Annotated in this window: 20 protein-coding genes and 5 pseudogenes; 13 read left to right on the forward strand and 12 right to left on the reverse strand. The window is 59.5% G+C overall.

What is annotated here, in order from left to right:
• Positions 1–375 precede the first annotated feature (375 nt).
• Together NKJ11_RS29975 and NKJ11_RS29980 are read right to left on the reverse strand one after the other, a co-directional pair.
• Entirely contained in the window at positions 376–1575 is a 1200-nt protein-coding gene (locus NKJ11_RS29975; protein WP_352794881.1) for an IS91 family transposase, read from the reverse strand.
• A gap of 10 nt (positions 1576–1585) precedes the next feature.
• The gene (locus tag NKJ11_RS29980; protein WP_352794882.1) at positions 1586–2467 is read right to left on the reverse strand and encodes a tyrosine-type recombinase/integrase; all 882 of its coding nucleotides are present in this window, start codon (positions 2465–2467) and stop codon (positions 1586–1588) included.
• A gap of 395 nt (positions 2468–2862) precedes the next feature.
• Between NKJ11_RS29980 and NKJ11_RS33900 the strand changes: the two are divergent.
• Positions 2863–3367: pseudogene (locus NKJ11_RS33900) on the forward strand (M20/M25/M40 family metallo-hydrolase); the annotation flags it as partial.
• Between the two features lie 12 nt (positions 3368–3379).
• Here the strand turns inward: NKJ11_RS33900 and NKJ11_RS29990 are convergent.
• From NKJ11_RS29990 to NKJ11_RS30010, 5 genes are read right to left on the reverse strand one after another with little or no spacing between them, the layout of a single operon-like run.
• Entirely contained in the window at positions 3380–4402 is a 1023-nt protein-coding gene (locus NKJ11_RS29990) for an ABC transporter ATP-binding protein (protein ID WP_352794883.1), read from the reverse strand.
• Entirely contained in the window at positions 4399–5415 is a 1017-nt protein-coding gene (locus tag NKJ11_RS29995) for an ABC transporter ATP-binding protein (RefSeq protein WP_352794884.1), read from the reverse strand. The genes NKJ11_RS29990 and NKJ11_RS29995 overlap by 4 nt, the downstream gene beginning before the upstream one ends.
• The gene (locus tag NKJ11_RS30000) at positions 5412–6302 is read right to left on the reverse strand and encodes an ABC transporter permease (RefSeq protein ID WP_352794885.1); all 891 of its coding nucleotides are present in this window, start codon (positions 6300–6302) and stop codon (positions 5412–5414) included. The genes NKJ11_RS29995 and NKJ11_RS30000 overlap by 4 nt, the downstream gene beginning before the upstream one ends.
• Positions 6303–6304: 2 nt before the next feature.
• A complete protein-coding gene (locus NKJ11_RS30005; protein ID WP_352794886.1) occupies positions 6305–7243 on the reverse strand; it encodes an ABC transporter permease in 939 nt (312 codons plus the stop codon).
• Between the two features lie 22 nt (positions 7244–7265).
• Entirely contained in the window at positions 7266–8837 is a 1572-nt protein-coding gene (locus NKJ11_RS30010; protein WP_352794887.1) for an ABC transporter substrate-binding protein, read from the reverse strand.
• 668 nt (positions 8838–9505) lie between these two features.
• Between NKJ11_RS30010 and NKJ11_RS30015 the strand changes: the two genes are divergently transcribed.
• From NKJ11_RS30015 to NKJ11_RS30030, 4 genes are all read left to right on the forward strand, one after another.
• Positions 9506–10330 carry an NAD-dependent epimerase/dehydratase family protein gene (locus NKJ11_RS30015; protein WP_352794888.1) on the forward strand — a complete coding sequence of 275 codons (825 nt, stop codon included), beginning with the start codon at positions 9506–9508 and terminating at the stop codon, positions 10328–10330.
• A gap of 46 nt (positions 10331–10376) precedes the next feature.
• Positions 10377–10625: a hypothetical protein gene (locus NKJ11_RS30020; protein ID WP_352794889.1), complete on the forward strand. Its 249-nt coding sequence runs from the start codon at positions 10377–10379 to the stop codon at positions 10623–10625.
• A gap of 30 nt (positions 10626–10655) precedes the next feature.
• Complete coding sequence (locus tag NKJ11_RS30025) at positions 10656–12629, forward strand: hypothetical protein (protein WP_352794890.1); 1974 nt, start codon at positions 10656–10658, stop codon at positions 12627–12629.
• A gap of 233 nt (positions 12630–12862) precedes the next feature.
• Positions 12863–13321: a helix-turn-helix domain-containing protein gene (locus NKJ11_RS30030; protein WP_352794891.1), complete on the forward strand. Its 459-nt coding sequence runs from the start codon at positions 12863–12865 to the stop codon at positions 13319–13321.
• Between the two features lie 1053 nt (positions 13322–14374).
• Here the strand turns inward: NKJ11_RS30030 and NKJ11_RS33905 are convergent.
• Together NKJ11_RS33905 and NKJ11_RS30050 are read right to left on the reverse strand one after the other, a co-directional pair.
• Positions 14375–15539 (reverse strand): annotated as a pseudogene (locus tag NKJ11_RS33905) (IS110 family RNA-guided transposase).
• A 488-nt stretch (positions 15540–16027) separates the two neighbouring features.
• Complete coding sequence (locus NKJ11_RS30050; RefSeq protein ID WP_352794893.1) at positions 16028–17062, reverse strand: C45 family autoproteolytic acyltransferase/hydrolase; 1035 nt, start codon at positions 17060–17062, stop codon at positions 16028–16030.
• Between the two features lie 51 nt (positions 17063–17113).
• Here NKJ11_RS30050 and NKJ11_RS33910 point away from each other — a divergent pair, with 51 nt between their 5' ends.
• Together NKJ11_RS33910 and NKJ11_RS33915 are read left to right on the forward strand one after the other, a co-directional pair.
• On the forward strand, positions 17114–17278 hold the full coding sequence (locus NKJ11_RS33910; protein WP_502905823.1) for a hypothetical protein: 165 nt from the start codon (positions 17114–17116) through the stop codon (positions 17276–17278).
• Between the two features lie 35 nt (positions 17279–17313).
• Positions 17314–17421, forward strand: a complete 108-nt coding sequence (locus NKJ11_RS33915; RefSeq protein WP_502905824.1) for a hypothetical protein — start codon at positions 17314–17316, stop codon at positions 17419–17421.
• A gap of 39 nt (positions 17422–17460) precedes the next feature.
• Here NKJ11_RS33915 and NKJ11_RS30060 read toward each other — a convergent pair whose 3' ends face one another.
• Positions 17461–18480, reverse strand: coding sequence for a D-alanine--D-alanine ligase family protein (locus NKJ11_RS30060; RefSeq protein ID WP_352794894.1), 1020 nt, complete (start codon positions 18478–18480; stop codon positions 17461–17463).
• Positions 18481–18963: 483 nt separating this feature from the next.
• Positions 18964–19386, reverse strand: a pseudogene (locus NKJ11_RS30065) (transposase); the annotation flags it as partial.
• A 35-nt stretch (positions 19387–19421) separates the two neighbouring features.
• Between NKJ11_RS30065 and NKJ11_RS30070 the strand changes: the two are divergent.
• The 4 genes and pseudogenes from NKJ11_RS30070 to NKJ11_RS30085 form a co-directional block, all read left to right on the forward strand.
• Positions 19422–19568: a hypothetical protein gene (locus NKJ11_RS30070; RefSeq protein ID WP_352794895.1), complete on the forward strand. Its 147-nt coding sequence runs from the start codon at positions 19422–19424 to the stop codon at positions 19566–19568.
• Positions 19569–19631: 63 nt separating this feature from the next.
• Positions 19632–19898, forward strand: a complete 267-nt coding sequence (locus NKJ11_RS30075) for a hypothetical protein (RefSeq protein ID WP_352794896.1) — start codon at positions 19632–19634, stop codon at positions 19896–19898.
• 186 nt (positions 19899–20084) lie between these two features.
• Complete coding sequence (locus NKJ11_RS30080) at positions 20085–20471, forward strand: hypothetical protein (protein ID WP_352794901.1); 387 nt, start codon at positions 20085–20087, stop codon at positions 20469–20471.
• Between the two features lie 13 nt (positions 20472–20484).
• Positions 20485–20611, forward strand: a pseudogene (locus NKJ11_RS30085) (ATP-binding protein); the annotation flags it as partial.
• A gap of 129 nt (positions 20612–20740) precedes the next feature.
• Here the strand turns inward: NKJ11_RS30085 and NKJ11_RS30090 are convergent.
• Positions 20741–21193 (reverse strand): annotated as a pseudogene (locus NKJ11_RS30090) (ATP-binding protein); the annotation flags it as partial.
• Here NKJ11_RS30090 and NKJ11_RS30095 point away from each other — a divergent pair.
• Positions 21175–21618: a hypothetical protein gene (locus NKJ11_RS30095; protein ID WP_352794898.1), complete on the forward strand. Its 444-nt coding sequence runs from the start codon at positions 21175–21177 to the stop codon at positions 21616–21618. The pseudogene NKJ11_RS30090 and the gene NKJ11_RS30095 sit on opposite strands and share 19 nt — an antisense overlap.
• A gap of 54 nt (positions 21619–21672) precedes the next feature.
• Positions 21673–22395: recombinase family protein (locus NKJ11_RS30100; RefSeq protein ID WP_352794899.1), on the forward strand; the 723-nt coding region annotated here is incomplete at its 3' end.

Raw genomic sequence — 22395 nt, forward strand, 5'->3', positions numbered from 1 at the left:
CACATAATGCAGAGCGTTTTTAGCTTGGCGTCGCGGAGAAAGGCGGGTGGCGAGAGCGCGCTGAGGTGGATCGCGACGGTGAGCTAAAAACGTGTTGGACTAAGCCGCCGGCACGGGTGGCCGCTATGGGCGTTCAATCAGCCGTGGCCATGAACAGGCATGGCGTGGGCGCGGATGCGGTCGTGGACGCAGCGATTGCAGGGGTCGCGTGCGCCGAAAGTGGCACGGATATAGGTTCGGCAAAGTGAGGACCGGCGTCGCGCCTTGCCCGGCAAAGGCAGCCGGGGGTGACGGCGCGCAGCTTCGCAGGACCGACTCGGTTTTCCGGCCGAACGGCTCGTGCGATGCGGTGACGGCGAAAGCGGAGCGGTTCTTTCATGACGTATCCCAGTATGGCGGGGGTCCAGTGGCGCCGTCGAAGATTTCGACGATGATCATCTGGCCTTGACGACAGGCGGGGCATTGCCTGAGGGAATGACCGGTGAGATCCTCATAGCAGTCGCGGTAATCCCTTTCGGATGAGCCATCCGACGGCTCTGGAACCGGCATGCCGAGCAGGTCGCGGCAGTGGGCGAGCTTTTGCGCGCGGTAGCGATTGCCGAGAAAGCCGTAGTAGCGGATGCGATGGAAGCCCTCGGGCAGGACGTGCAACAAGAAGCGGCGAATGAACTCGTCGGACGCGACGGTCATGACCTTCTGCCGACTGCCGTGCCGGTAGTCCTTCCAGCGGAAACGAACGGCGTTGTCCTCGATGTCGATGAGGCGGTTGTTGGAGATGGCGACGCGGTGCGTATAGCGGCCGACATAGTCGAGCACCTGGGCAGGTCCGGCGAAGGGCGGTTTGGCAAAGACGACCCACTCAGCCTTTCGTAGCGGCGCCAAATAGCGCCGGAAGGCGTCGCGCTCGCTCAGGTGCTGCAGGCCAGAGAAGAACTTCAACTGGCCGGCGTCGAAGGCTTTCTCCAGGTGCTCCAGAAACAATCGTCGGAACAGGCGTGAGAGCACCCGGACCGGCAAGAAGAAGCCGGGCTTGCAGGCGATCCACCGACGACCGTCGGCAGACAGGCCGCCGCCGGCGACGACGCAGTGCAGATGCGGATGATGAAGCAGGTTCTGGCCCCAGGTGTGCAGAACGGCAAAGAAACCGATCTCGGCGCCGAGATGTCGGGGGTCGGCGGCGATCGTGCGCAACGTCTCGGCGGTGGCGCGGAAGAGCAGGCCGTAGACGAGCGCCTTGTTCTGATAGGCGATGGCGGCAATGGGTTCCGGCAGCGTGAAGACGACGTGAAAGTATTGCGTGTCGAGGAGCTCGGCGCGACGATCCTCCAGCCATTGCGCGCGAGCCAGCGATTGGCAGCGGGGGCAATGCCTGTCGCGGCAGCTGTTGAAGGCGATGCGCCGGTGGCCGCATTGATCGCACTGCTCGACATGCCCGCCGAGCGCGGCGGTCCGGCACAGTTCGATCGCCGTCATGACGCGGCGCTGGGCGGTCGACAGCGACGCATCATGCTGTGCACGATAAGTGTCTCCGTAGCGGCGGAAGATGTCCGCCACTTCCGGCCCCGAGCGGGCCATCGGCGCGAGCTCAGAAGTACTGCGGCTTGGCGGGCGGCGGCGGGGTGGGCGCCGGCCTCGGCAAGAGCTCGAAGGGGCTCGACGTGGCGCAGACCTTGTTGGTGGCGATCCGCAGGTAATGGGCGGTGGTCGCGAGGCTGCGGTGACCGAGCAAGAGTTGAATGGTGCGCACATCGGCGCCGGCCTCCAGCAGATGGACGGCGAAGGCGTGGCGAAGCGAATGGGGCGTGACCGGCTTGGACAATCCGGAGCGGTCGTGCGCTTTCGCGCAGGCGTGTCCCACCGCATCCCTGGTGATCGGCTGGCCGGCACGATCGCCGGGGAAGAGCCACTCCTTTGGCCGCCGCACCTTCCAGTAGCTGCGCAGGATCTCCAAGAGCTTGGGCGACAGCATCACGTAGCGGTCCTTCTGGCCTTTGCCCTGCTCCACGCGGATGACCATTCTCTGGCTGTCGATGCCCGTGGGCTTCAGCTGCACCGCTTCCGAGATGCGCAAGCCGGCGGCATAGCAAGTGGTCAGGATGGCATGGTGTTTGACGTCGAGGACGCAGCCGAGGAACCGCTGAACTTCCTCGGCACTGAGGATGATCGGCAGCTTCTGCGGCTTCTTGGGAAGCGGCAGGACCTCTTCAGGCGCCCAATCCCTCTCGAGCGTCACATTGTAGAGAAAGCGCAGCGCCGCAATGGCGATGTGGATTGAGCCGGGCGACAGCTTCTTCTCGTTGGTCAGATAGACCTGATAGGTCCGAATATCCTCGCGCCCGAGCAAGTCCGGCGACTTGCCGAAGTGACGCGCAAACAGCGACACCTGCTGAAGATAGGAGAGTTGGGTGTTGAGCGCGAGGTTGCGCACCTCCATGTCCTCGCTCATGCGCTGGCGAAGTTGGGTCATGACAAGCTCCTTTGTCCGATGGAATAGGCTGCAAGCAGCCACTCCATGCTGACGCAGTCGGAGCTTGTTGTGGACACATGACCAGCGCGACAGACGACGCGATCAGATCACGCTGTCGGCACTCACCCTCCTTGCCGCTCCGCATTCGCGGAGTGGGTTAGTCCAATTGCGGTTATGCAGGGCTCCGCATAACCGCAAGGGCGCGGAGGGATTGGCGGCGCTGGTGCGCGAGACGATGGGCGCCGATCCGTTCTTATGCATCGGGTGAGATTTTGTGGCGGAGCCGTCCCGGCGCCAGCCGGGGTCTGCCAAATCTGGCATCCTTCGCCACATAATATTTCATGCCTCTCTGACGGACGCGGGATCCCCCTGCGCCGCAATGCTGGAGGGGCAATATGCTCGACTTCTATTTTTCGTATCGTGGGGTACTCAAGCGCCAGCGTAGCGGTGCGCTCGGCGGCGAGATGGATCGCTACGCGGAGCATTTTTTCACGCTCGGTTATAAGCGAGCGTCCGCCAAGATTTACCTGGAGCCGGATTGCTGTTGGGACGTCCAAATGGACGTCCATTTTGCCGTCTGCTCCCACGTAGGCCCTCCGTCTCTCGCGATCGGGGGGATTCTTCGCACATTCACCTCATGCGCCGCACGAGGGGAGCGGCGTGGCGCTTACGATTTTTCGGGCACGCTGCGCGTGATCTCCAGCCCGCCGAGGAAGGCGGCGCCGGCGCCAAGGCGATGATCGCCGACCGGCTGTTCGAGCGCTTCTCGGTCGACGCGGTCTTCGGCCTGCACAATTGGCCAGGCGTGCTGGCTGGCCAGTTCGCCTTCCTCAGGGGTCCGGCCATGGCGCGAGGCCCAGCCATGCCATCGACCCCGTGGTCGCCGCCGCCTCGCTGGTGATGCCACACACGCTAACGCGAGATAGCAGTTGCTGAATCCTGCTGCGGTTTTTGCTGCAGCGGGAAGTGGCATCTGAAGCTGTGCCATGCGTCGGCGGGGCTTGTGGAAGGCTCGGGGAAGACTCGGCGGCAGATTTCTTGCGCGTACTGGCACCGCGTGTGGAACTCGCAGCCGGATGGCCGTCTCAGCATGCTCGGCACCTCGCCCTTGATTTCGATGCGGTTGAGAACGGCATCGGGATCGGGCACCGGATTGGCCGAGAGCAAGGCCTGCGTATAAGGATGGCGGGGATGATCGAAGATGTCTTGGGTTGAACCAATCTCGACAACACGCCCGAGATACATGATGGCCATGCGGTCGGCCATGTGGCGGACGACGTTGAGGTTGTGGGTGATGATCAGGATGGCGATCCCGAGTTCATCCTGGAGGCGAGCAAGCAGATTAAGCACCTCGCCCTGGACCGACACGTCGAGCCCAGCTGTGGGCTCGTCTGCAATGATCAGGTCTGGGTTGAGTGCAAGGGCACGAGCGACGCCGACGCGCCGGGCCTGACCCCCAGAGAGCTGGTGGGGATAGCGGCGCCCAAAGTCCGCCGGCAAGCCGACCGTGCGCAACAGGCGCTCCGCTTCGGCACCGGGATCGCGATTGCTCACGCCGTGTATGCGGAATGGCTCGGTGAGGAGCGACTGCACGGTCAGCCGCGGCGAGAGCGAGCCCACGGGATCCTGGAACATCATCGTCATGCGGCGCAGGTGGGGCTTTCGTTCGGCCGCTTTGAGGCCGATAAGTTCCTGCCCGTCGAAACGAATGCTGCCGCTAACAGCCGGCTGAAGGCCGATGATCGTGCGCGCGATGGTCGATTTGCCAGATCCGCTTTCGCCGACGAGGGCAAGCGTCTCGCCCTTGCGGATTTCAAAGGAGACGCCGCACACAGCGTCAATGAAAGGGTCTGACGTGCCCGTGGTGAGCGCCTTCAGTGACCCCATTGTTCGGAAGCGCACGCGCAGGTCCTGGACACTCAGCAGCGCACTCATGCCGCAACCATCCCAGCTCGATCGAGCAGATGGCATCGCGCGATCTGGTCAGCAGCGACACGGTATTCGCCAGGCGTCTCATGCACGCAGCGATCGAACGCGTGAGGACACCGGGGGTGGAAGATACATCCCTTTTTGCTTCCGAGCAGGCTGGGGACGTCTCCGGGAATGGTCGGCAAATTGCGCGTCCGCTGTTTGATCCGTCCAGGGTCGCACTCAAGCAGCGCCCGAGTGTAGGGATGGCCGGGATTATGGAAGATGTCGCGTACGGCGCCCTGCTCCACCACCTCGCCCGCATACATGACGGCAACTCGGTCGCACAATTCAGCGACGACTCCGAGATGATGGGAGACAAACAGGATGGAGCAACCGATCTCCCTTTGCAGATCCTTGAGCAAATGGATGATCTGGACTTCCAACGTTGCATCAAGCGCTGTGGTCGGCTCGTCGGCGATGAGCAGCGCCGGTCTCACCAGAAGTGCCATGGCAATGCAGATGCGCTGGCGCATGCCACCAGAGAACTGGTGCGGATAATTCCCGATACGGCTTTGCGGATCGGGAATTCCGACGCGCTTGAGCATGTCGATCGCACGAGCGCGCTTTTCACTACGGCCTCGTTGTTCGTGGTGTTGGATATCGATCATCTGGCTCTCGATCGTCCGCACCGGATTGAGCGCGGTCATCGGATCCTGGAAGATCATGGAGAGGCGATCGCCCATCAGACTGCGTTGCGCCTGGGCAGTCAGCGTAAGCAGGTCGCGTCTTTCGAATATGATGCTGCCGGCAGTAACCTGAGCGTTTTCTGGAAGTAGACCCATAACAGTATAGGCAAGCGTGGATTTGCCGGATCCACTCTCGCCGACGATGCCGACTATCTGTCCGGTCGGCACGTTCAGCGAAACGTTGCGCAGTGCGTGAACACGTCCGCGTGGCGAGCCGAAGTCGAGGTTCAGGTTCCGAACCTCGAGAAGCGGGTGGGCGGACATTGGCGGTGTCGGATCCTCACGTCTCATAGGTCTTTCCGCAGCTTGGGATCGAATATGTCACGCAATGCCTCGCCAAGGAATGTGAAGCCCAGCGTAGCGACCACTATTGGAATGCCGCCGGCAAAAACCAGCCAGGGGGTCTGATTGATATAGCTATAGCCATCATTGAGGATAGCTCCCCAGTCGGGCGTGGGTGGCTGCACACCCATGCCGAGAAAGCTGAGACCCGCTTGCACGGCGATGACCGCAGGCACATCCATGCTCACAAGGATAACAAGCGGACCAATCACGTTTGGCAGCATGTGAACGACGAGGATGCGCGTCATGCTGGCGCCCATGCTGCGCTCCGCGTCAATGTAATCGGAGTTGCGCAGGGCTTGCGTTTGGGTGCGGACGACACGCGCATAGATCGGCATCGATGTTATTGCGATGACCAGGACCACGCTGGACATGCTGGGGCCAAGAAGCGCGATGATGGCCAACGCAAATATGATCCCGGGAAAGGAGCGGATTGTGTCGAAGAATAGTAGCAGCAGATTGTCGAGCCAGCGCGGCCCGAACCCTGCTATCAGGCCAAGCACGAGCCCAACGACAAGCGAACTTCCGAGCGATGCAAAGGCAACGAGAAGCGGGATGCGGCCGCCCATGATGGTACGCGAAAAGGTGTCGCGGCCGAGTTGATCCGTGCCAAGAAGAAAATCTGCTGTAGGTCCAGCCAAACGAGGCCCGATCATAATGCGGATGGGGTCATGTGTGATGATGAGCGGACCAAAGATCGCACTTGCCACCACGAGCACCACAAGCACCGCACCCAGCATGCCCAGACGGTTTTTAAGCAGTTGCCGCATGAAAGCTTCGAGGGCACCTGGATTGTGCGTCGCGGTAGCTGTAGCAATCATGTCAATGCTCGTCATGATCAGAGCTTCTCTCGGGCCCGCGGGTCAAGGCTTGCATTGATCAGATCAGAGGCCGTTGTTGAGATGACGATAAGGAAAGTGGTGACCACGACAACGCCCATAACAATGGGATAATTGCGCGTATTAACCGCCTGCACGATCAGCGCGCCGATCCCCGGCCTTGCGAAAACGACTTCGACAAACACCGACGCAGAGAGCAACCATGCAATTCCTACGCCCAAGATGGTTACCGTTGGCAAGATCGCGAGCGGTAGGGCGTAGCGGTAAACAATGCGCCATTCCGAAATCCCGAAGGAGCGGGCCATACGGATGTGGTTCTCCCCCAAGGTTTCGAGCATGGACGCGCGCACCAGTCGAGAGATGTAGCCCACCCAACCGATTCCCATTGCAAAGCTAGGCAGGACCAGGTGGACGAGCCCATCCACTAAGCCCTCGCCGGGCCCGATCGCCGGCAGCCAGCGGAGGGCGACGGCGAAGATCAGCAGTGCGTAGACTGCCATGACAAAGGAAGGAATGGCGATGGTAGCCACCGCGATTACCCCAACCGCTTGATCGAGCAACGAATTGCGCCGCATGGCAGAGTAGCACCCTAGCGGCACGGCGATAGCGACGGCCCAAAAGATCGAGACGAGGATCAGTTCAATCGTGTAGGGCAATTGCGCAAACACGATGTCGGCGACAGGTCTCTGGCTGAACACGTCATACCCGAGATCGCCGCGGAGCAGTCCGCCGACGAAGGTGGCGATCTGCACAAGAAACGGCTTGTCGAGCCCCATCTGCTGATGCAGCAGCGCCTTTGCCTCAGGCGTCGCCCGGGGGCCAAGCAGAGTTGCGGCGGGGTCCCCCGGCACGGCATGGATCATCAGGAACAGAAGTATCACCGCGATCACGATGATCGTGACCGCGAGGACCAGCCGTCGACAGAGATAAAATAACATCCCCTCAGCCCGCCGTCGCCGCTTAAGCCGGCTTGAAGTCGAGATATAGGGGGACGCCGTCCGGACGAGTCGCAGCTTGTATCTTAGTTGCGCGGTGCACGACAGCAGTATTACCATTTGTCAGGAACCGGTGGGCACCCGACTCCTCCAATAGATCCTGCATCTCGTAATATAGCTTTGCGCGCTCGTTTGGATCCTCAATCGTTCTTGCCTTGGCGTTGAGCTCGTCAAAGCGGTCACTGCGGAAGCGTCCCCAATTCCAAATGCCCACTTGGGCTGTCGTGAACCAGGCCGTGTAGTAATAAGGATCAGGCAGACCGGCGTCGTCTCTGATAAAGAGCTGCGTTTCCTTCCAGCGATCGCCTTCTGATTCCTGACCGATCGTCCCGAAGGAAACGGGGTCTTGGGCATTGACTTGGACAGCAATCCCGATCTGCACCAACTGCGCCTGAATCGTCTGGGCAATTACCGAAGAAATGCCACTGTTGTAGCAATCGATGGTTAACTGCAGGTCGCTGACACCAGCTTTTTCCAGGAACTCCTTGGCCTTGGCGAGGTCGCCTTCCGGTGGAATGAGCGCCTTTTCGCGATGTCCGATCATACCTGGCGGAATTATCCCGGTTGCCACGTTGGCCTGCCCCGCATAGGCGGCGTCCAGAATCTGCGGCACATTGATCGCCCACTGAATTGCTTTGCGGACACTGATGTCCTTCAGCTTCGGGTTGTCCATATTCATGCCAAGCCAGACGTAACCGAGCGAGGGATATTCCTCAATCTTTGTATCGGGCGACGGATTGCTTTTGAACGTCTGCACTGAATCGGCACTGATCGTCGCGAAATCGACATCGCCGGCCAGATAGGCGCGTTCTGCCGCCTTAATATCAGTGATCGGTACGATGCGGATTTCGTCAAATCCGGGCTTTGGTCCGGACCACTCGGGATTACGGGTCAATAGCGTGTGTTGATTTTGCTTCCAGTCCGCGAGCACATAGGGCCCGGAGAACGCCGGCGGGTTCATGCCGAAACTGCCGCCGTCCTTGGTCGCCTTCATCACCGCCTCCTCTGAAACAATTAAACCAGAGGAATAAGGGAAGGCGATATTCCAGATCGGCACATACGGCTGCTTGAACACAACGACGCCTGTATAGTCGTCTTCGAGCTCGACGCGTTCGAATGGACCGAGATTGTCCATAGACCCTGACTTGTGCTTTATGATGCGTTCAAATGTAAACTTGACATCCTTGGCGGTCAGTTCGCCATAGCCACCAGTGAAACTGATACCTTTTTTCAAACGGAAACGGATATGGGTAGGGTCGACCTGCTCAAGTTTTTCGGCTGCCTCCAAGTCCCAGCCCCATTCGGAGCCTGGCTTGTATCGCGAGAGCGGCGAGTAAAGGCAGTTTGTCACATTGGTTTCATAACTTGAGGTGGTAAAGCCCGGATCCAAACTGACAAGATCAAACTCAAGGGCGACCTTCAGCACTTTGCCTTCCGCGGCCCAAATTGCTTGCGAGAGCGGCATGCCGGCGATCACGCCGCCTCCGATTGCGACTCCGCCTTTTAGCAAGGCGCGGCGGTGGATGTTATTTTTCATAGTTTCCTCCCATGCGCTAGTTAATTACCTGCACCACTTCGATGGCGCTAACCACTGTCGACATATTGTCGTTAATTGTCAACTGGTTTGTTGAAGCCAGCACGACCTGCCTGAAAAGCGCGGTGTCGGCCTCACGCGGCCACATTTCAAACAACGTGACAACGCCGACCGACCTGCTGTCGATTTCGTCGAGTGCGCGACACAGGGCAGTAGTTCTGTCCTAATTTCATGCATCCCATTGAACAATCTGCAAGAAACCTCTGCCTGGCCTGCGTCTGCACAGTTGGCACGACTTTTGATGCTTCCTTGTTGCAATGCGCCGCGAGAGTCTGACCAATGTCTAGACTAGACTAGGTTGGGAGCCAATCTCGCGATCGATGAAATGAAGGAAAACGCGACATGTCAGGTCGGCGTGAGTTCACATCGCCCGAGTTGAGACGGACCAGGAGATTCACCAGTCGCGTATATGTGTTCCCCCGCCGTGTCGACCTAGGACGTAAGAGATTGGTGCGGCAGCGCCCCAAGGCGGGATCTGCCCGCTTGAGCCCGAAAAACACAGGATGCCGTACGCCGTCTTCTAGCCGCGGGCGTGACGCGGCCGGTTGGCGTGCATCGAGTGAAGGCGGGACTATAATTGCCCATGTTGCCAGTGTAAGCGTAATCGACAGTTGTCCTCGAGGCTCAAGCCGAGCGTCCCGCAGCAAATCGCCCAAAGCCGGCTCAAGGTGCTCAAAGAACGTCGAGGGCTTCTCTCTTGCGCATTGCTGGCCGAGATTCAGGCCGGTACGGATAAGCCTTCGGGCGCTCTCCGACTGCAATTCACTCCACTGGGCATCCGTTGGGCGTATCGGCGCTCGGCAATCGGAGGCTACCGGGTTAGGGCGCTCGTTCTTGCGGGAGACGACGTCTCCCAGTTGCGTCAGCAGGGCGTGGAAATCGTGACCGGTGATATTCGAGATATGGAAACTGTCCGCGCATTCGTGGCCGGCGCTGAAGGTGCCGTATTAATCCACATGGCGGGGGTCGTTCATCCCAAAACGGTTGCCCAGTTTGAAGCGATCAACACGCAAGGCACAATCAATCTGCTTACCGCAGCGCGGCGCGCGATTGTCATGTCGTCGAATTCGCCGATCGGCTGCAGCCCACATCTGGATCACCGATTCACGGAGGAAAGCCCCTATAACCGATACATGGGCTATAGTCGCTCAAAGATGCTGATGCAAAAGGCGGTTCGAGCGGAAATTGCCGCTGGCAACCCGATGGAAGTTGTTCTCGTTCGCGCGCCCTGGTTTTACGGACCCAACCAACCGTCGAGGCAAACGTTCTTTTTCAAAATGGTAAAGAACGGCAAGTTCTCCATCGTTGGACTTGGGCGGAACCGCGGCTCGATGGCTATACTGTCAATCTCGCGCAAGGCATCTTTCTCGCCACAACCCACAAACATGCCGCCGGTGAGATCTTCTGGCTTGCGGACGAAACATCTTACACCGTGAACGAAACATTGAAACCGTCGGCAAGGTCTTGCATGAAGATTTCGGTATGGCGATCAAACCCAACAAGGTCCGTCTGCCGAGCATTGTGGCCGAAATCGCCACGAAGGTTGATGCGACTCTTGAGTATGCCGGCATCTACCAGCAGAAGATCCATATTCACTCCGGAATGAACACGACAATTTCCTGCGACATCACCAAGGCCAGAAAATTGCTCGGCTACGCGCCTACAATTGCCTTGCACGAGGGCATGCGCCTCTCTGCCGACTGGTGGCTGAAGAACGGTCAGGAGATTTAATTCAATTCACGCAAGAATTCGGAGATCACCTTGTTAGTAAATACGTCGTCCGTCATCTCCAGCGCTATCATATCGAGCGGCATAGGATATGCTATAGGCTTCCCTGTTTCGAAGTACTTTGACAGCAAGATCCAGATGCGCTTGCTTGTCGCACCGACCATCGGGCTCGGTATATTCGGCGCCGCGGGCGCTTCCATTTTTCATCTATTGCCTTTGACCACCATCAATTTGCTTCTGCTCCTCTTTGCGTTTTCCGCTGCCTCACTCTGGCTATCCAGAGGCGCGGTCGACCCCCTGTTCCGCTCATCGGTCAGTCCCGGCTTTTCCTGGCTAGCCGTCGCATTTCTCGTCTGCCTCTTGCCTGCTTTTGCGATCATTCCGCAGCATTATGGCGAAAGCGCTGGTGTCGGCAGCCCGATCTGGGACCATGCCAAAATAGCTATTGTAAATGAAATTGCTCAAAACGGCTTGCCTCCCAACAATCCATTCTATTCCGAAGCCGGAAGTGAAAATAAACTAATTTACTACTACGTCTGGCACTTCATCGCCGCTAGTACATCAGTAATTACCGGCGCAAGCGGCTGGGAGGCCGACATTGCTCTTACCGGGGTCACGGCTTTGTGCTCGACGTTCGTTGTAGCATGGCTAACTCTGGCACGAAGCAGAAATGCACATGCCGCTTGGTGGGTACTGCCGCTTTTGCTTGCTAGTTCTCTTAGGCCGATCGTGAAATTTGCCTCTGGAAAGTGGCTCGATGACTGGGTGACACAGGAACATCTGAGAACGTGGTTTGTTGAGGCCGCATGGGCGCCCCAGCACTTATTTTCCGGAACCGTTACCCTGCTTGTCATCTTGGCTTTCGTGCGAACTATATATTGTGATACGGCGACCACTATTGCCTTTCCTATGTTAACGGGCTTTATGTTGGCCTCTGCTTACGGCAGCTCCGTGTGGGCGGGTGGGTTTTCGCTCCTTTTTATACTACCTGTTTTGGGGGCGCTGTCGATTTTGCGCGTTCTACGAAAGAAACGTCTCCTGGAAATTACCATTGCGATGGCGGCCACAGTTGCAGTGACTTTTCTCTGCGCAGGTGTAATGGTTTATGAACAGTCTTCTCTGTTGCAAACCAGAAATGCCGTTGATTTTTGGGTGTTTCCGGTATTTGTCGGGATGGATTGGTTTATTAACATTCCCAGCTTCTGGGTATTCCTAATATCTCTCGACTTCAGTGTCTTGTATGCATCATTTCTTATTTGGTGTTTCAAAACATTTAACTTAGAGTCCGATAGCTCCGGTTATCTTGACGGAATGACAGTAGCAATAGTTCTGCCTCCTTTGGTATGTGCTCAAAGTCTTCACAGCGTGCTTGTATATAATGATTTAGGGCACCATGCGGTTATTCCGTCAGTTATGCTCATGACCGCCACGTCAGCTTCGTTGCTCTCCTTAAACGCTGGGAAAACCGCGCTAATAGGCCGCCTGACAAAAATAACAGCGATCATACTGGTGGCTCCCTCGATTTTGGCTGGCGCTCAACTTGTATACGCGTATACGCTCCAATTTCGCGCTCAAGCGTCTGAAACCGAGGAGGGCAAAGCGTTCAGAGCATCCCCTGAAATGTGGGAGGCTGTTCGTCGGGTCACACCATCGAATGAGGCAGTCGCCAATAATCCGCTTGATCTTGCAAGTGTGACGTTTATACCGGGAAATATTTCGTGGGCAGTACTGTCCAGGCGACGAAATTGCGCAACCGAGCTAGAACTGTTGCGTGCCTATGCAGCGCAACTCACGCCGGAGCGAGCGTCAGATGTTTTCAACTTCTTCAAGGACGTCTTTGAAGGAAACCTCACTGAGGAAAGACTCAAAATTATGAAGGAGGAATACCTTTGTAAGACCCTCGTTGTTACCAAGAGAGACGGCTTATGGGGGAATAAGGTACTGGATGGAAACTCAATTTTTCGGCTTGTTTCCGAGAAAAAGGGCAAATGGCGCATCTATCGATAGTGGCTCTGGTGCATTCCGGGGTCGGAACAAGAGGGATGTGTTGCAAGTTTTTGATTACCGACATATGGCAAGGAACCTTCGACTCCGGCGGATCTGGCTATCGGTGCACATTGCATTGGGGAGTTGTCGCGCCAGTTCGCGGAGGAGTTCCCGTCAATTGAGGTCTGCCGAGAGCTTTACGTGCGTGATCGCAACCGTTGACATGCGCTGGCGGCACTGCCGCGATCGACCTGATGCTTGACCAGATATCCAGTGATTACACTGGGCAGCTTGCTGCGGATATTGCTGAGCAGTTCCTGCACACCCGCATCCGTCGACCGCAGGAGCATCAGCGTATTGCCATCCAATGGCGCTACGGTGTGAACGACGCTCGTCTTCTCACGGCGGCGATCGCTTGCATGGAGCAGAACCTCGAAGATCTCGTCCCCATTGAATATATCGCCCAGCGTTGCAACCTATCGCAGCGACAGCTCGAGCGTTTGTGGCACCAGCACTTCAGCATGACCCCGCAGCACTTTTACCTCGCCGTGCGCCTGCACGAGGCCCAACGGCTGCTCAAGGAGAGCACCGAGTCCATTGCCTCGATCGCGCTACACTGCGGCTTCGTCTCCGCCTCGCATCTTGGCAGCGCGTACGGTAAGGCCTTCGGCCATACCCCTGGCGAGGAACGGCGAACATCCGACTGTCGTTAGTGCGGCAACGGATGCCTGCGGCGCGACAGAAGCCGTCTCATCAGAATTGTCGCGCCACACTCGGGTCTGGTTACAGCGGCTCAGCCGCAAAACACTGGTCAGAAGGAACGTGGCCGCATTCGGACGCAAGCAGTTTCTTTCAATTCTGCCCGCCTGCAATTCCGAGGAATGTCGCCCCCTCGTTCCGAGAATTAACCGCCCCCTGATTCCGAAATGATGCCTCCCGCTTGGAGAGGTGTATGGGCGGGGTGCTCTGCTGGTGAAATGTTCCTCCTTTTGGGTTAGCCAAGAGAAGGCGCCGGGCGAACTGAGAAATTGACCCCCCCTCGGTTTTGAGAGGATCAGTAGATGAACGATGAATTTCCATCGAAGCTCGCTTTGTCGAAAACAGTGCGAATTGAGGAGATGCGGTCGGGGGAAGAGGTTTCAGCGATGGTTCGGCTGCATGCGGTTGGCTGGGGGGGCGAAACGGATTGGCGCGGCTCCATCACCACGCCACGCTCGCGATCGCCGCTTACGGATTCCTGATCTCCGAACAGAGTCTGATTCCCCCTTGTATGGGGCGATGATTGTCAAGCCTGATCTTAGTTCATTTCCAATCTCCTTGTTCGGCCGATTGGCGACCATCTCCACGTCCCGACCTTCCTTCGCGATGGCGGCGCCGCGCGCAGTGACGGTCAAGGGTGGGGGCCGCAGGGGCCCCCCATCGCGCAGCAACTTGTCCTTGACGGTCACGAGCACGGCGGCCGACTGACTGGTCGGGGGTGAACTTTCCTGCAGGGCCAAAAGCCGACGACAATTCCGAGGCGAGCTCACCATCAGGGACGCAAATCGCGTCACAACCTTATATTCGGCCGATCTGTGATGATCGGAACCATGATGCAGTCATACGCATCGGCGGCGAAGCTCCGGGCGGCGGGCCCATTCTCAGCAACGGCTGGGGGAGCCAGGGGAGATTTCGGGTTACCGCCACCTCGGATCATCATCGGCAGAGCCCCGTCGGGGCCCCGCCAATTGGTTATGCGTTGTTCTCCTGTTTTACCCACAGGCGCATCATGCCGGACGCAGGACGACGCCCTGCGGCACCTCGCCCGCGGTGACAAGCCGCCACAGGGCGATCAACAGCTTGCGAGCGAGCGCCACCACCATCGTCTTGCGCGTGGTCTTGCGGCCGTCGCTCGTGCGCGCCCGGAACCATCGAGCCAGCGCACTGTCCTTTTGGAAGAGGAGAAAGCGCCAGGCAAGCTGGATCATGCCTCGGCGCACCCGCGCATTGCCCGCTTTTGGCAAGCCCCTTCTCCCGTCGTCGCGATCCGCTCTCGTCCGGCGACCCCGTGAGACCGGCATAGCGCGCCACGGCGCGGCGATCGCGCAAGCCGCGTGACAGGATCTCGTTGACCAGCATGTCCGCGGTCTCAACGCCGATGCCGATGATCCGTGCGATGAGGCGAACCATCGCGTGCGGGCCGCTCGTCGCAGCCGGAGCCGCGGCGAGCCGGCGCAGGCGTTCGTGCTCGATCGCACGGATCTGCTCGCGCACGAGGCGGAGCCGCTCAAGGAAGCGGTAGAGCTCGGCGCGGGTGTTGTCCGGCAACGGCGTTCCCTCCGCCGTCGGATACTGTCGAGCTTGTCCGCGGCCTTGCGCAGGGTCGGCTTGAAAGCGTGAAGCTGAAGCGGGTGAGGATCGCCTTGATGCGGTTGACGAGCCGCGTCTGCTCGCCAATCAGGGTCTCGCGCTCGCGGTTCGGCCTCACGCGTCCTCCTCCTCGAGCGTCGGGATCGGCGCCATGGTGCAATGGCGCTTCTCGCCACGCAGCCAGCCGAGAAAAGCACGCATCAGCGACTCCGTGTCGAGACTTTCGGTCTTGGCGCGGCGGTGCTCGCGCGACACCGCAACGCTCGAGGGATGGATGACGTAGACCTCGGTGTCGTGCGCCCGCAGCCAGCGCGCCAGCCAGAAGCCGTCGCGGCCCGCCTCATAGGCGACGACGATCCGCTTGATCGTGTGGCCGGCCCGGCCGGCTTCGTCGCGCCAGCGCTGCAAAAGCTTCAAGAGTGCTGGCGCGTCGGCATCGAGCTTCTTGAGGGGCTGACGCTTGAGACCCGGAACAAGCGCTGCAATCAGCCATTTCGCCTGGCTCATCTCGATGACGGCGACAATCGTGTTAACTTGTTCGAGAGCGGTAAGGCACCGGCTCGTGTCAAACAAATGCGACATGGGACGCCTCCTTCTGATGATGGTTTTTACAGCGCCGAAGAATGCCACACCCTCGCCGCTCGCCCCATAGCATCTCAGCCCCACGCTCAGCGCCGCTCCTCAAGATACCTGCGCTACCCGAAGATTATCGCCCCCGCGGCGTCGCCGCTTCGTCCCGAACGCCACGTCAGCAATTCAATCGCCACCATCAGGATTAGACTCGCTCGCGCCGTGGCGCGCCGGCTGCCACGATGTCCATGCTGCCACAATATGTTTATGACACAGTAGTATTAGCGGGCAATCGTGGGGCCGACTGAGCAGTGCTTCGAGATGAGAAAGACGCGGGCAACATCCCCGTCAGTGAAGTGGCTGGAAAAGGGGGTTGGGGTGCACCCCTCGCCTAAACTAATTAGGCGAATCAATGAGGTCCGGCTCGGCGACCGACCTTAAGGAAAGGAGCACCCTTATGGAGAGGATACCAGAATGAGCCGAATCTATCGATTGGAACACTAGATGACGCGCATCGTTCCGCTTAGCGCGTCGCGCTTGTCGGGCGCGGTGTGTATGCGCCATCCGACGCGGTCAGGAAAAAGCTCGAAGACGACCGTTGCGAGGGTTTGGGCACTATCGTCTTCTCCGTTCTTATAGATCGGAGTCGTCTCATCGAACAGCACCGCCTCCGGGCTGCGCGCGAGTGCGCCTTCCCCAATCATTCGTTCCGCCGCTGCCAGCCGGTCGCGCGAATTGGGCTTGATCGTCTGCTTTAGGCCATCGAATTCCGCGCAAAGCAGATGGTTTGTGTGGGCTCGGGGCGAGTCGGCCTCCTGAACGACGCAGCCTGACGCCGGCGCCTCGACAGAGACGAGCCGACGCGTCTTCGCCTCACCGAGATTGTAATGGCAGCCGCTGGCACGGTCCTTGCGTTTCAGGATTCCGATCGCTTCGTCCAACTCCTTTGCGTCCATCAGCGCGCGCGCGATGATGGACCGCGGCACGCCAAGCCGAATATCGTTGGGCGTGATGGCTTCCGCAGTCTGGACGAGGCCGGCTTGGTTCAGGAAGAAATCCCCCGGGAGCCCGCCGGGTTGTATGAAACTGCTCCAGGCGAGGCCCTCGTCTGGCTCGCATTCGACCCAAAGGCAGGCGCCGCGGTAGTGCGTCGGGCAATCCTCATTGTGAGCAATGATCGCGGGGCCGTCGCCTTGTGCCGGAACTAATAGCGAGGTACAGCCCGTCCCGGCGGCAGGGACATCCTGAGGAAACCGCGTGTCGGCCCCGCAATTCCAAAGGAAGATTTGTTCAAAACCTTGCTCCGCGCCCGCGGCGATCCCCTCGATCTCGCGCACATAGCGAGGATATGCGAAACGAGCCGCTGATTCAAGATTCTTTAGATAATCTGAGCCGCACCACCGTGCCCGCAGCGCCAAATATTGCTCCGCGCGTAGAGCGCGCTCTAAAAAGGCGGCGCTGGCCCGCCCGATAGCGTAGCCTATGGAGAAGGCTTCACCCTTGGCGCGGACGCGGCAGATCGTATTTCCGGACATATGGAACTCCTTTTGCACGCGTCCCGATCTGTTACCGGTCCCGTACCTCATGTGGTCTCCACGCTACCACCCCGCATCGCCGAGATCGCCTTTCACAACAAGGCGGTCGGCTGTGCATTGCTGATGCAGATCGCAGCCCAGACGCTGCAGACCGTTGCCGCCGATCCCAAGCGGCTGGGAGCTGAGATCGGCATCGTCGCCGTGCTTCACACCTGAGGCCAGGCCATCACCATCCCCATTTCCATTGCGTCGTGCCCGGCGGCGGTCTCTCGCCCGACAGTCCAAGTGGGTCGCTTGCCGTCCGGGCTTCTTTCTGCCCGTGCGCGTGCTGTCGCGCCTGTTTCGGCGGCTCTTTCTGACTGCCCTTGCCGACGCCTTTGCGACTTTTTTCGAACTTTCTACGCGCTCTGTGGAATGTCGATTCCGAAATACCGCGTGTGGGCGACATTGAGGATGCGATTGACCAAGCTCGAGAAGCTATATCCAGCGGTCCTCGCGGCCATGGGATAAGAGGAGGACGTTCCGAGCCCCGGGATGGAGTTGATCTCCAGGACAAAGGGCTGGCCGGAGCTGTCGATCCTGAGGTCGACGCGGGCAAAGTCCCGGCACTGGCAGGCACGGAAGGTCGCAACCGAAATGTCCCGCAGCACGGTCGCAAGGCTGCTCCCGATTTGCGCCGGGCAAATCTTCCGCGGCCTCGCGGCCGCCACGAACTTCGCCTCCCAAGTCATAAGGCGCGTTTCGCGCTCGCCGAAGTCGTGCTCCACCGGGGGAAACACCTCCGGCTCTCCGTTGCCCAGCAACGAGACGGAGATTTCCCGCCCGTCGATGTATTCTTCCACGAGCGCATCCTGTGCATACCGCGTGACGATCACTTCCACGGCATGGCTTAACTGAGCAGGTTCATGTATGAGCTGCAATCCGAGGCTGGCGGCTTCGAGACGCGGCTTCACTACCACGGGGAATCGCAGGTCGCCGGTATTCTCGGCGCCGCGACGCATCACGCGAAAGTTGGGCGTCGGCACACCGCAATCCCGGATGAGCCTCTTGGTGATGACCTTATCGTTCGTCAGCCCAATCCCATGCGGGCCACATCCAGTGTATGGAACACCGGCCATCTCAAGCATGGCCGGAACGTGGCTGAGACGGTACTCGCCCTGAATTCCCTCGGCATAATTGAAGACGATTCCGGAAGGGCGGGCTTGCGAATCGGGTGGCATGAACCGCTCGAGCGTAGCGAGCAGTCCTTTGTCGCCTTCACACAGCAGCGTCTCGTGACCGCTCTCTTGCAGTGCCGCCATTACTCTTTCGGCTGTCTCGTAGGATGACTCCGGCCAAGGCTGCGGCGGCTGCGGAGAATGACCGAACCGGTTGATCACGCCTGTAAAATCACTGTTCGACACGATGGCTACCCGCATTGAGGTACTCCTTGAATGTTGGCTGCTGTTCACGTTCATTGGCTCGGACTTAGTTGGCTGACCCCGCTGCCGCCCGTCAGATCCGAAAGGAACCAAGCCGCTGCTGGGCGAAGGGTAGGGCTCTCGCGACGGAAGCTTTTCGTTCCAGCAAGTTTTTCATGTGAATCCCTTCGGGCCGGAGACTTCGAGGCCGCGATGGTCGTAACGGATTCTCCACCGTGTCCCATGCAATCGATGTGCCAACGAAGAGATGTGCGAACAAGAGGGTCAAAACTAGATGTTTCGCGCCGCGATTTCGGCACTTGCGCCTCAATGTGGCGGATTTCGGACATAGATAGATGGCTGAACACGACCACGCGGACGTCGAATGTCGATAGTCGCCTCCCAGGATTGCTATTCTTATGGCTCGTCCTTCTTCTCCGGTTCCATCACTGGCATCTTAGCCGATGACTAAGCGTTCTTAATCGAAAGGAATGCTCGATATTAAGCTCTTGCGAGTTTTCGGGTGAGGAGTCGGATGTGGGCAATGAAGATCCATGCTTCCGCGGAAGCGATGGATTTGTCCCAGTCCTTGGCCAACCTTCGGCATCGCCCCAGCCATGCGAAGGTGCGCTTGAGCGCGGCAGGACCTCGAAGCCTTGGCGTCGTCCGTTCGCTTCATGATCTCCAGGGCCAACTTGCCGATCTTTTGCAGCGCGCCCCCAGCTTCGGTCCGGCACAGCCGCCATCGGCGAAGACATGGCGCAGCCAGGGCCAGCGTTTGAGGATGGATTTCAGGACGGCCGGCGCGCCATCGCGATCCTGGATGTCGGCATGAACGACCAGACCGACGATCAGGGCGATCGTGTCGACGACGATGTGGCGCTTGCGGCCCTTGACCTTCTTGCCGGCGTGAAATCCACGAATAGGGCATCGCCGTTTGTGGGCGGTGCGGTCGCCGGATGATCCTGCGCTATAGCGGTCCCGCCGGCGACTATCCCGTCTACACGTGTCGCGCCGACCGCGACCAGGAGGGCGGGCCGTTGTACCAGGAAGTGGGGGCATTGCCCGTCGATGCGCATGTCGAAAGCATTCTGCTCGAGCCTTGACGCCGGACAGGATCGCGATCGCCATCGCCGCCCTGGGCCAGATCGAAGAGGAGACGCGTCAGCTTGAGCGGCAGTGGGCGCTGCGGCTCGAGCGGGCCACGTTATGAGGCGGAAAGAGCACGGCGCCAATATGATGCAGTGAAGCCTGAGAACCGTCTGGTGGCGCGTTCGCTGGAGCGCGTGTGGGAAGAGAAGCTGCGCGCCGCCGAGGCGATCGAACAGGATTACGAACGCTGGCGACATGCCGAGCCCCTGGTCTTGAGCGAGTCCCACCGCCAAGGGCTTCAAAAGCTGGGCGAAGATCTGCCCGGCCTCTGGCACTCGCCTTAACGGCGGCCGAGTGCAAGGGCATTCTGCGCCTCATCATCTGCGAGGTCGTCCTCGACCAAAAGCGCTTCCAGGGCCAGGTTTGGTTCAAGATCCTGTGGCAGACGGGAGCGACAAGCGAGCGCTCCCTGCAAAGAGGGGGTCCACACCTATGGCGACTACATCGATCTGGAGCGTCTGCGCTGCCGAGTGATCGAACTCAACGCCGCAGGCAAAATGGCCAAGGAGATCGCGGCGGCCTTGAACGCGGAAGGCTTTGTCGCAGCACGCGGCCGCACGTTCAAAGGTGAGAATGTCTGGCTTCTGCGGACACGTTGGGGCATCCCCACGGTCAAGATCAATGGGACGAGCGCCAATCCCGACCGCTGGCCAGATGGAACCTACTCTGTTCAAGGGGCGGCCGCCGCCCTGGGCGTCACACCCCAAACCGTCTTCGACTACCTCGCCCGCGGCTGGATCGACGGACGCCAGCTCACGAAGGGGCAGCCGTGGCACATCGAACTCTCAGACGATCAGATCAACACGCTGCGGGCGCCGACCGCTCGCACCAGGCGATCAAGGAACAAGGCATCATGAAAACTTCGCTGACCCGACCCTCGCCGATGCCGATCCTCGATCGGCTCGTCCACAATGCCCACCGCCTCACCCTCTCAGGTGAAAGCCTGCGGCGGCGCGGGGCAATCACGAAACCACTTGACCAAACCGGCCAGGCCTGACTCCAGGCAAGCGTCGACCAGCCTGTGCATTCCGCCAACTCAGGACAGCGAATCCGCTAAATACGGGACAGGCATTCCGGTAATGTCGGGACAGCCTGGGCTCGCTGGTTGTCGATAGCCTCGTTGAGTTCAGGGTTGATTGATTTCGGTGTTTTCGGCGCCGGTCAAGAGGGGCGTCGTTTTTTGCTTTCGCAGACTGTCGCCTTGCAGGGCAATGCGGTGAGCATCGTGAACGATCCTGTCGAGAATGGCATCGGCGACGGTGGGGTCATTGATCAGGTCATGCCATTTGTCCACGGTGGTCTGAGCGGCGATGATGGTTGAGCGGCGGCGATATCTCTCCTCGACGATTTCGAAGAGATGGAAGCGCTGCTGGTCCGAGAGGCTGTGGGAGCCAAAATCGTCGAGGATGAGCAAATGCACTCGGGTAAGTTTTTCGATGAGCCGGGGGAAGCGCCCGTCGAGGCGGGCGAGCGCCAGATCCTCGAACATGCGCGGTACGCGCACATAGAGGACGGAATGGTCGAGCCGGGCCGCCTGCCGTCCGAAGGCGCAGGCCAACCATGATTTTCCAGTTCCGGTCGGACTGGGCTCATAATGCCCGTTGTCAGGATGGCGAGGCAAAGAAGATTGTCCGTTACGCCTTTCATCCACGTTCGGGCGGGGAGATTTTCGTCACAGGCCGTCAGCGTTATTGCGGTGAGCCGGCCTATGTCGGGCGACAACCGGATGGCAGCCTGGCGCTGATTCCGATCTGGATGACGGAAGAGATCGCCCTGACGATGGCGGTTCGCGAGGCGCCCCGTTTTCCCCTTTCATGCCTGCGCGACCTGCGCCGCGAGGTCGATGCATGTCTACGTTTTCTGCAGAGCGACTCACGCCAGCCAGGAGACGACCATGCAGCGCAGGCAATGCCGAACCGACCACCGACCAGCCAGACCTGTTTTCCAAGAAGGCTTCGCCATCGAGTCTTCCAGGCGAAGTCCGGGAACGCACCCTCCCGCTGATCGAGACCTTGCTGAGGGAAGCGGTGGTGAGCCAGACGGGACGGGAGGCAGATCATGAAGATCACCGCTGAACATCTCGCGCGCGGTGCCTATGTCTATGTCCGGCAGTCGACGGCCGATCAACTCGTCAACAATCCCGAGAGCCGGCGACGCCAATATGGCCTTGCCGAGCGAGCGCGGTCCCTTGGCTGGAAAGACGCCATCGTCATCGATGAAGATCTCGGTCGTTCAGGGTCTGGCATCAGCCGTCCGGGCCTTGAGAAGCTTCTGGCGGCGATCTGCGAAGGTCGGGTTGGTGCGGTCCTCGCCATTGAAGCCTCCCGGCTGGCCCGCAATGGCCGGGACTGGCATACGCTCATCGAGTTTTGCGGCCTTGTCGGAACGCTCATCATCGATGAGGACGGCATCTACGAACCGCGTCATCCCAACGACAGGCTGCTGCTCGGCATGAAGGGCACGATGAGCGAACTGGAGCTTTCGATCCTGCGGGCCCGCTCGATCGAAGCCCTGAAGCAGAAGGCACGACGGGGCGAACTTTTCCTGACGGTGGCGATCGGTTACGTCAAGTCGGGCCGGAACCGGGTCGAGAAAGACCCGGACCTGCGGATCCGCGAGGCGATCGATCTTGTATTCCGGCGTTTCGACGAACTGCAGAGCATCCGGCAGGTGCATCTGTGGTTGCGCCGCGAGGGCATTATGCTCCCTGCCGTAAATTACACGCGCGCGGCGGACAGGGCGATCGTCTGGAAGCTGCCCGTCTACAATACGGTGCACCAC

The sequence above is a fragment of the Mesorhizobium sp. M0243 genome, assembly GCF_040321775.1.
GTDB lineage: Bacteria > Pseudomonadota > Alphaproteobacteria > Rhizobiales > Rhizobiaceae > Mesorhizobium.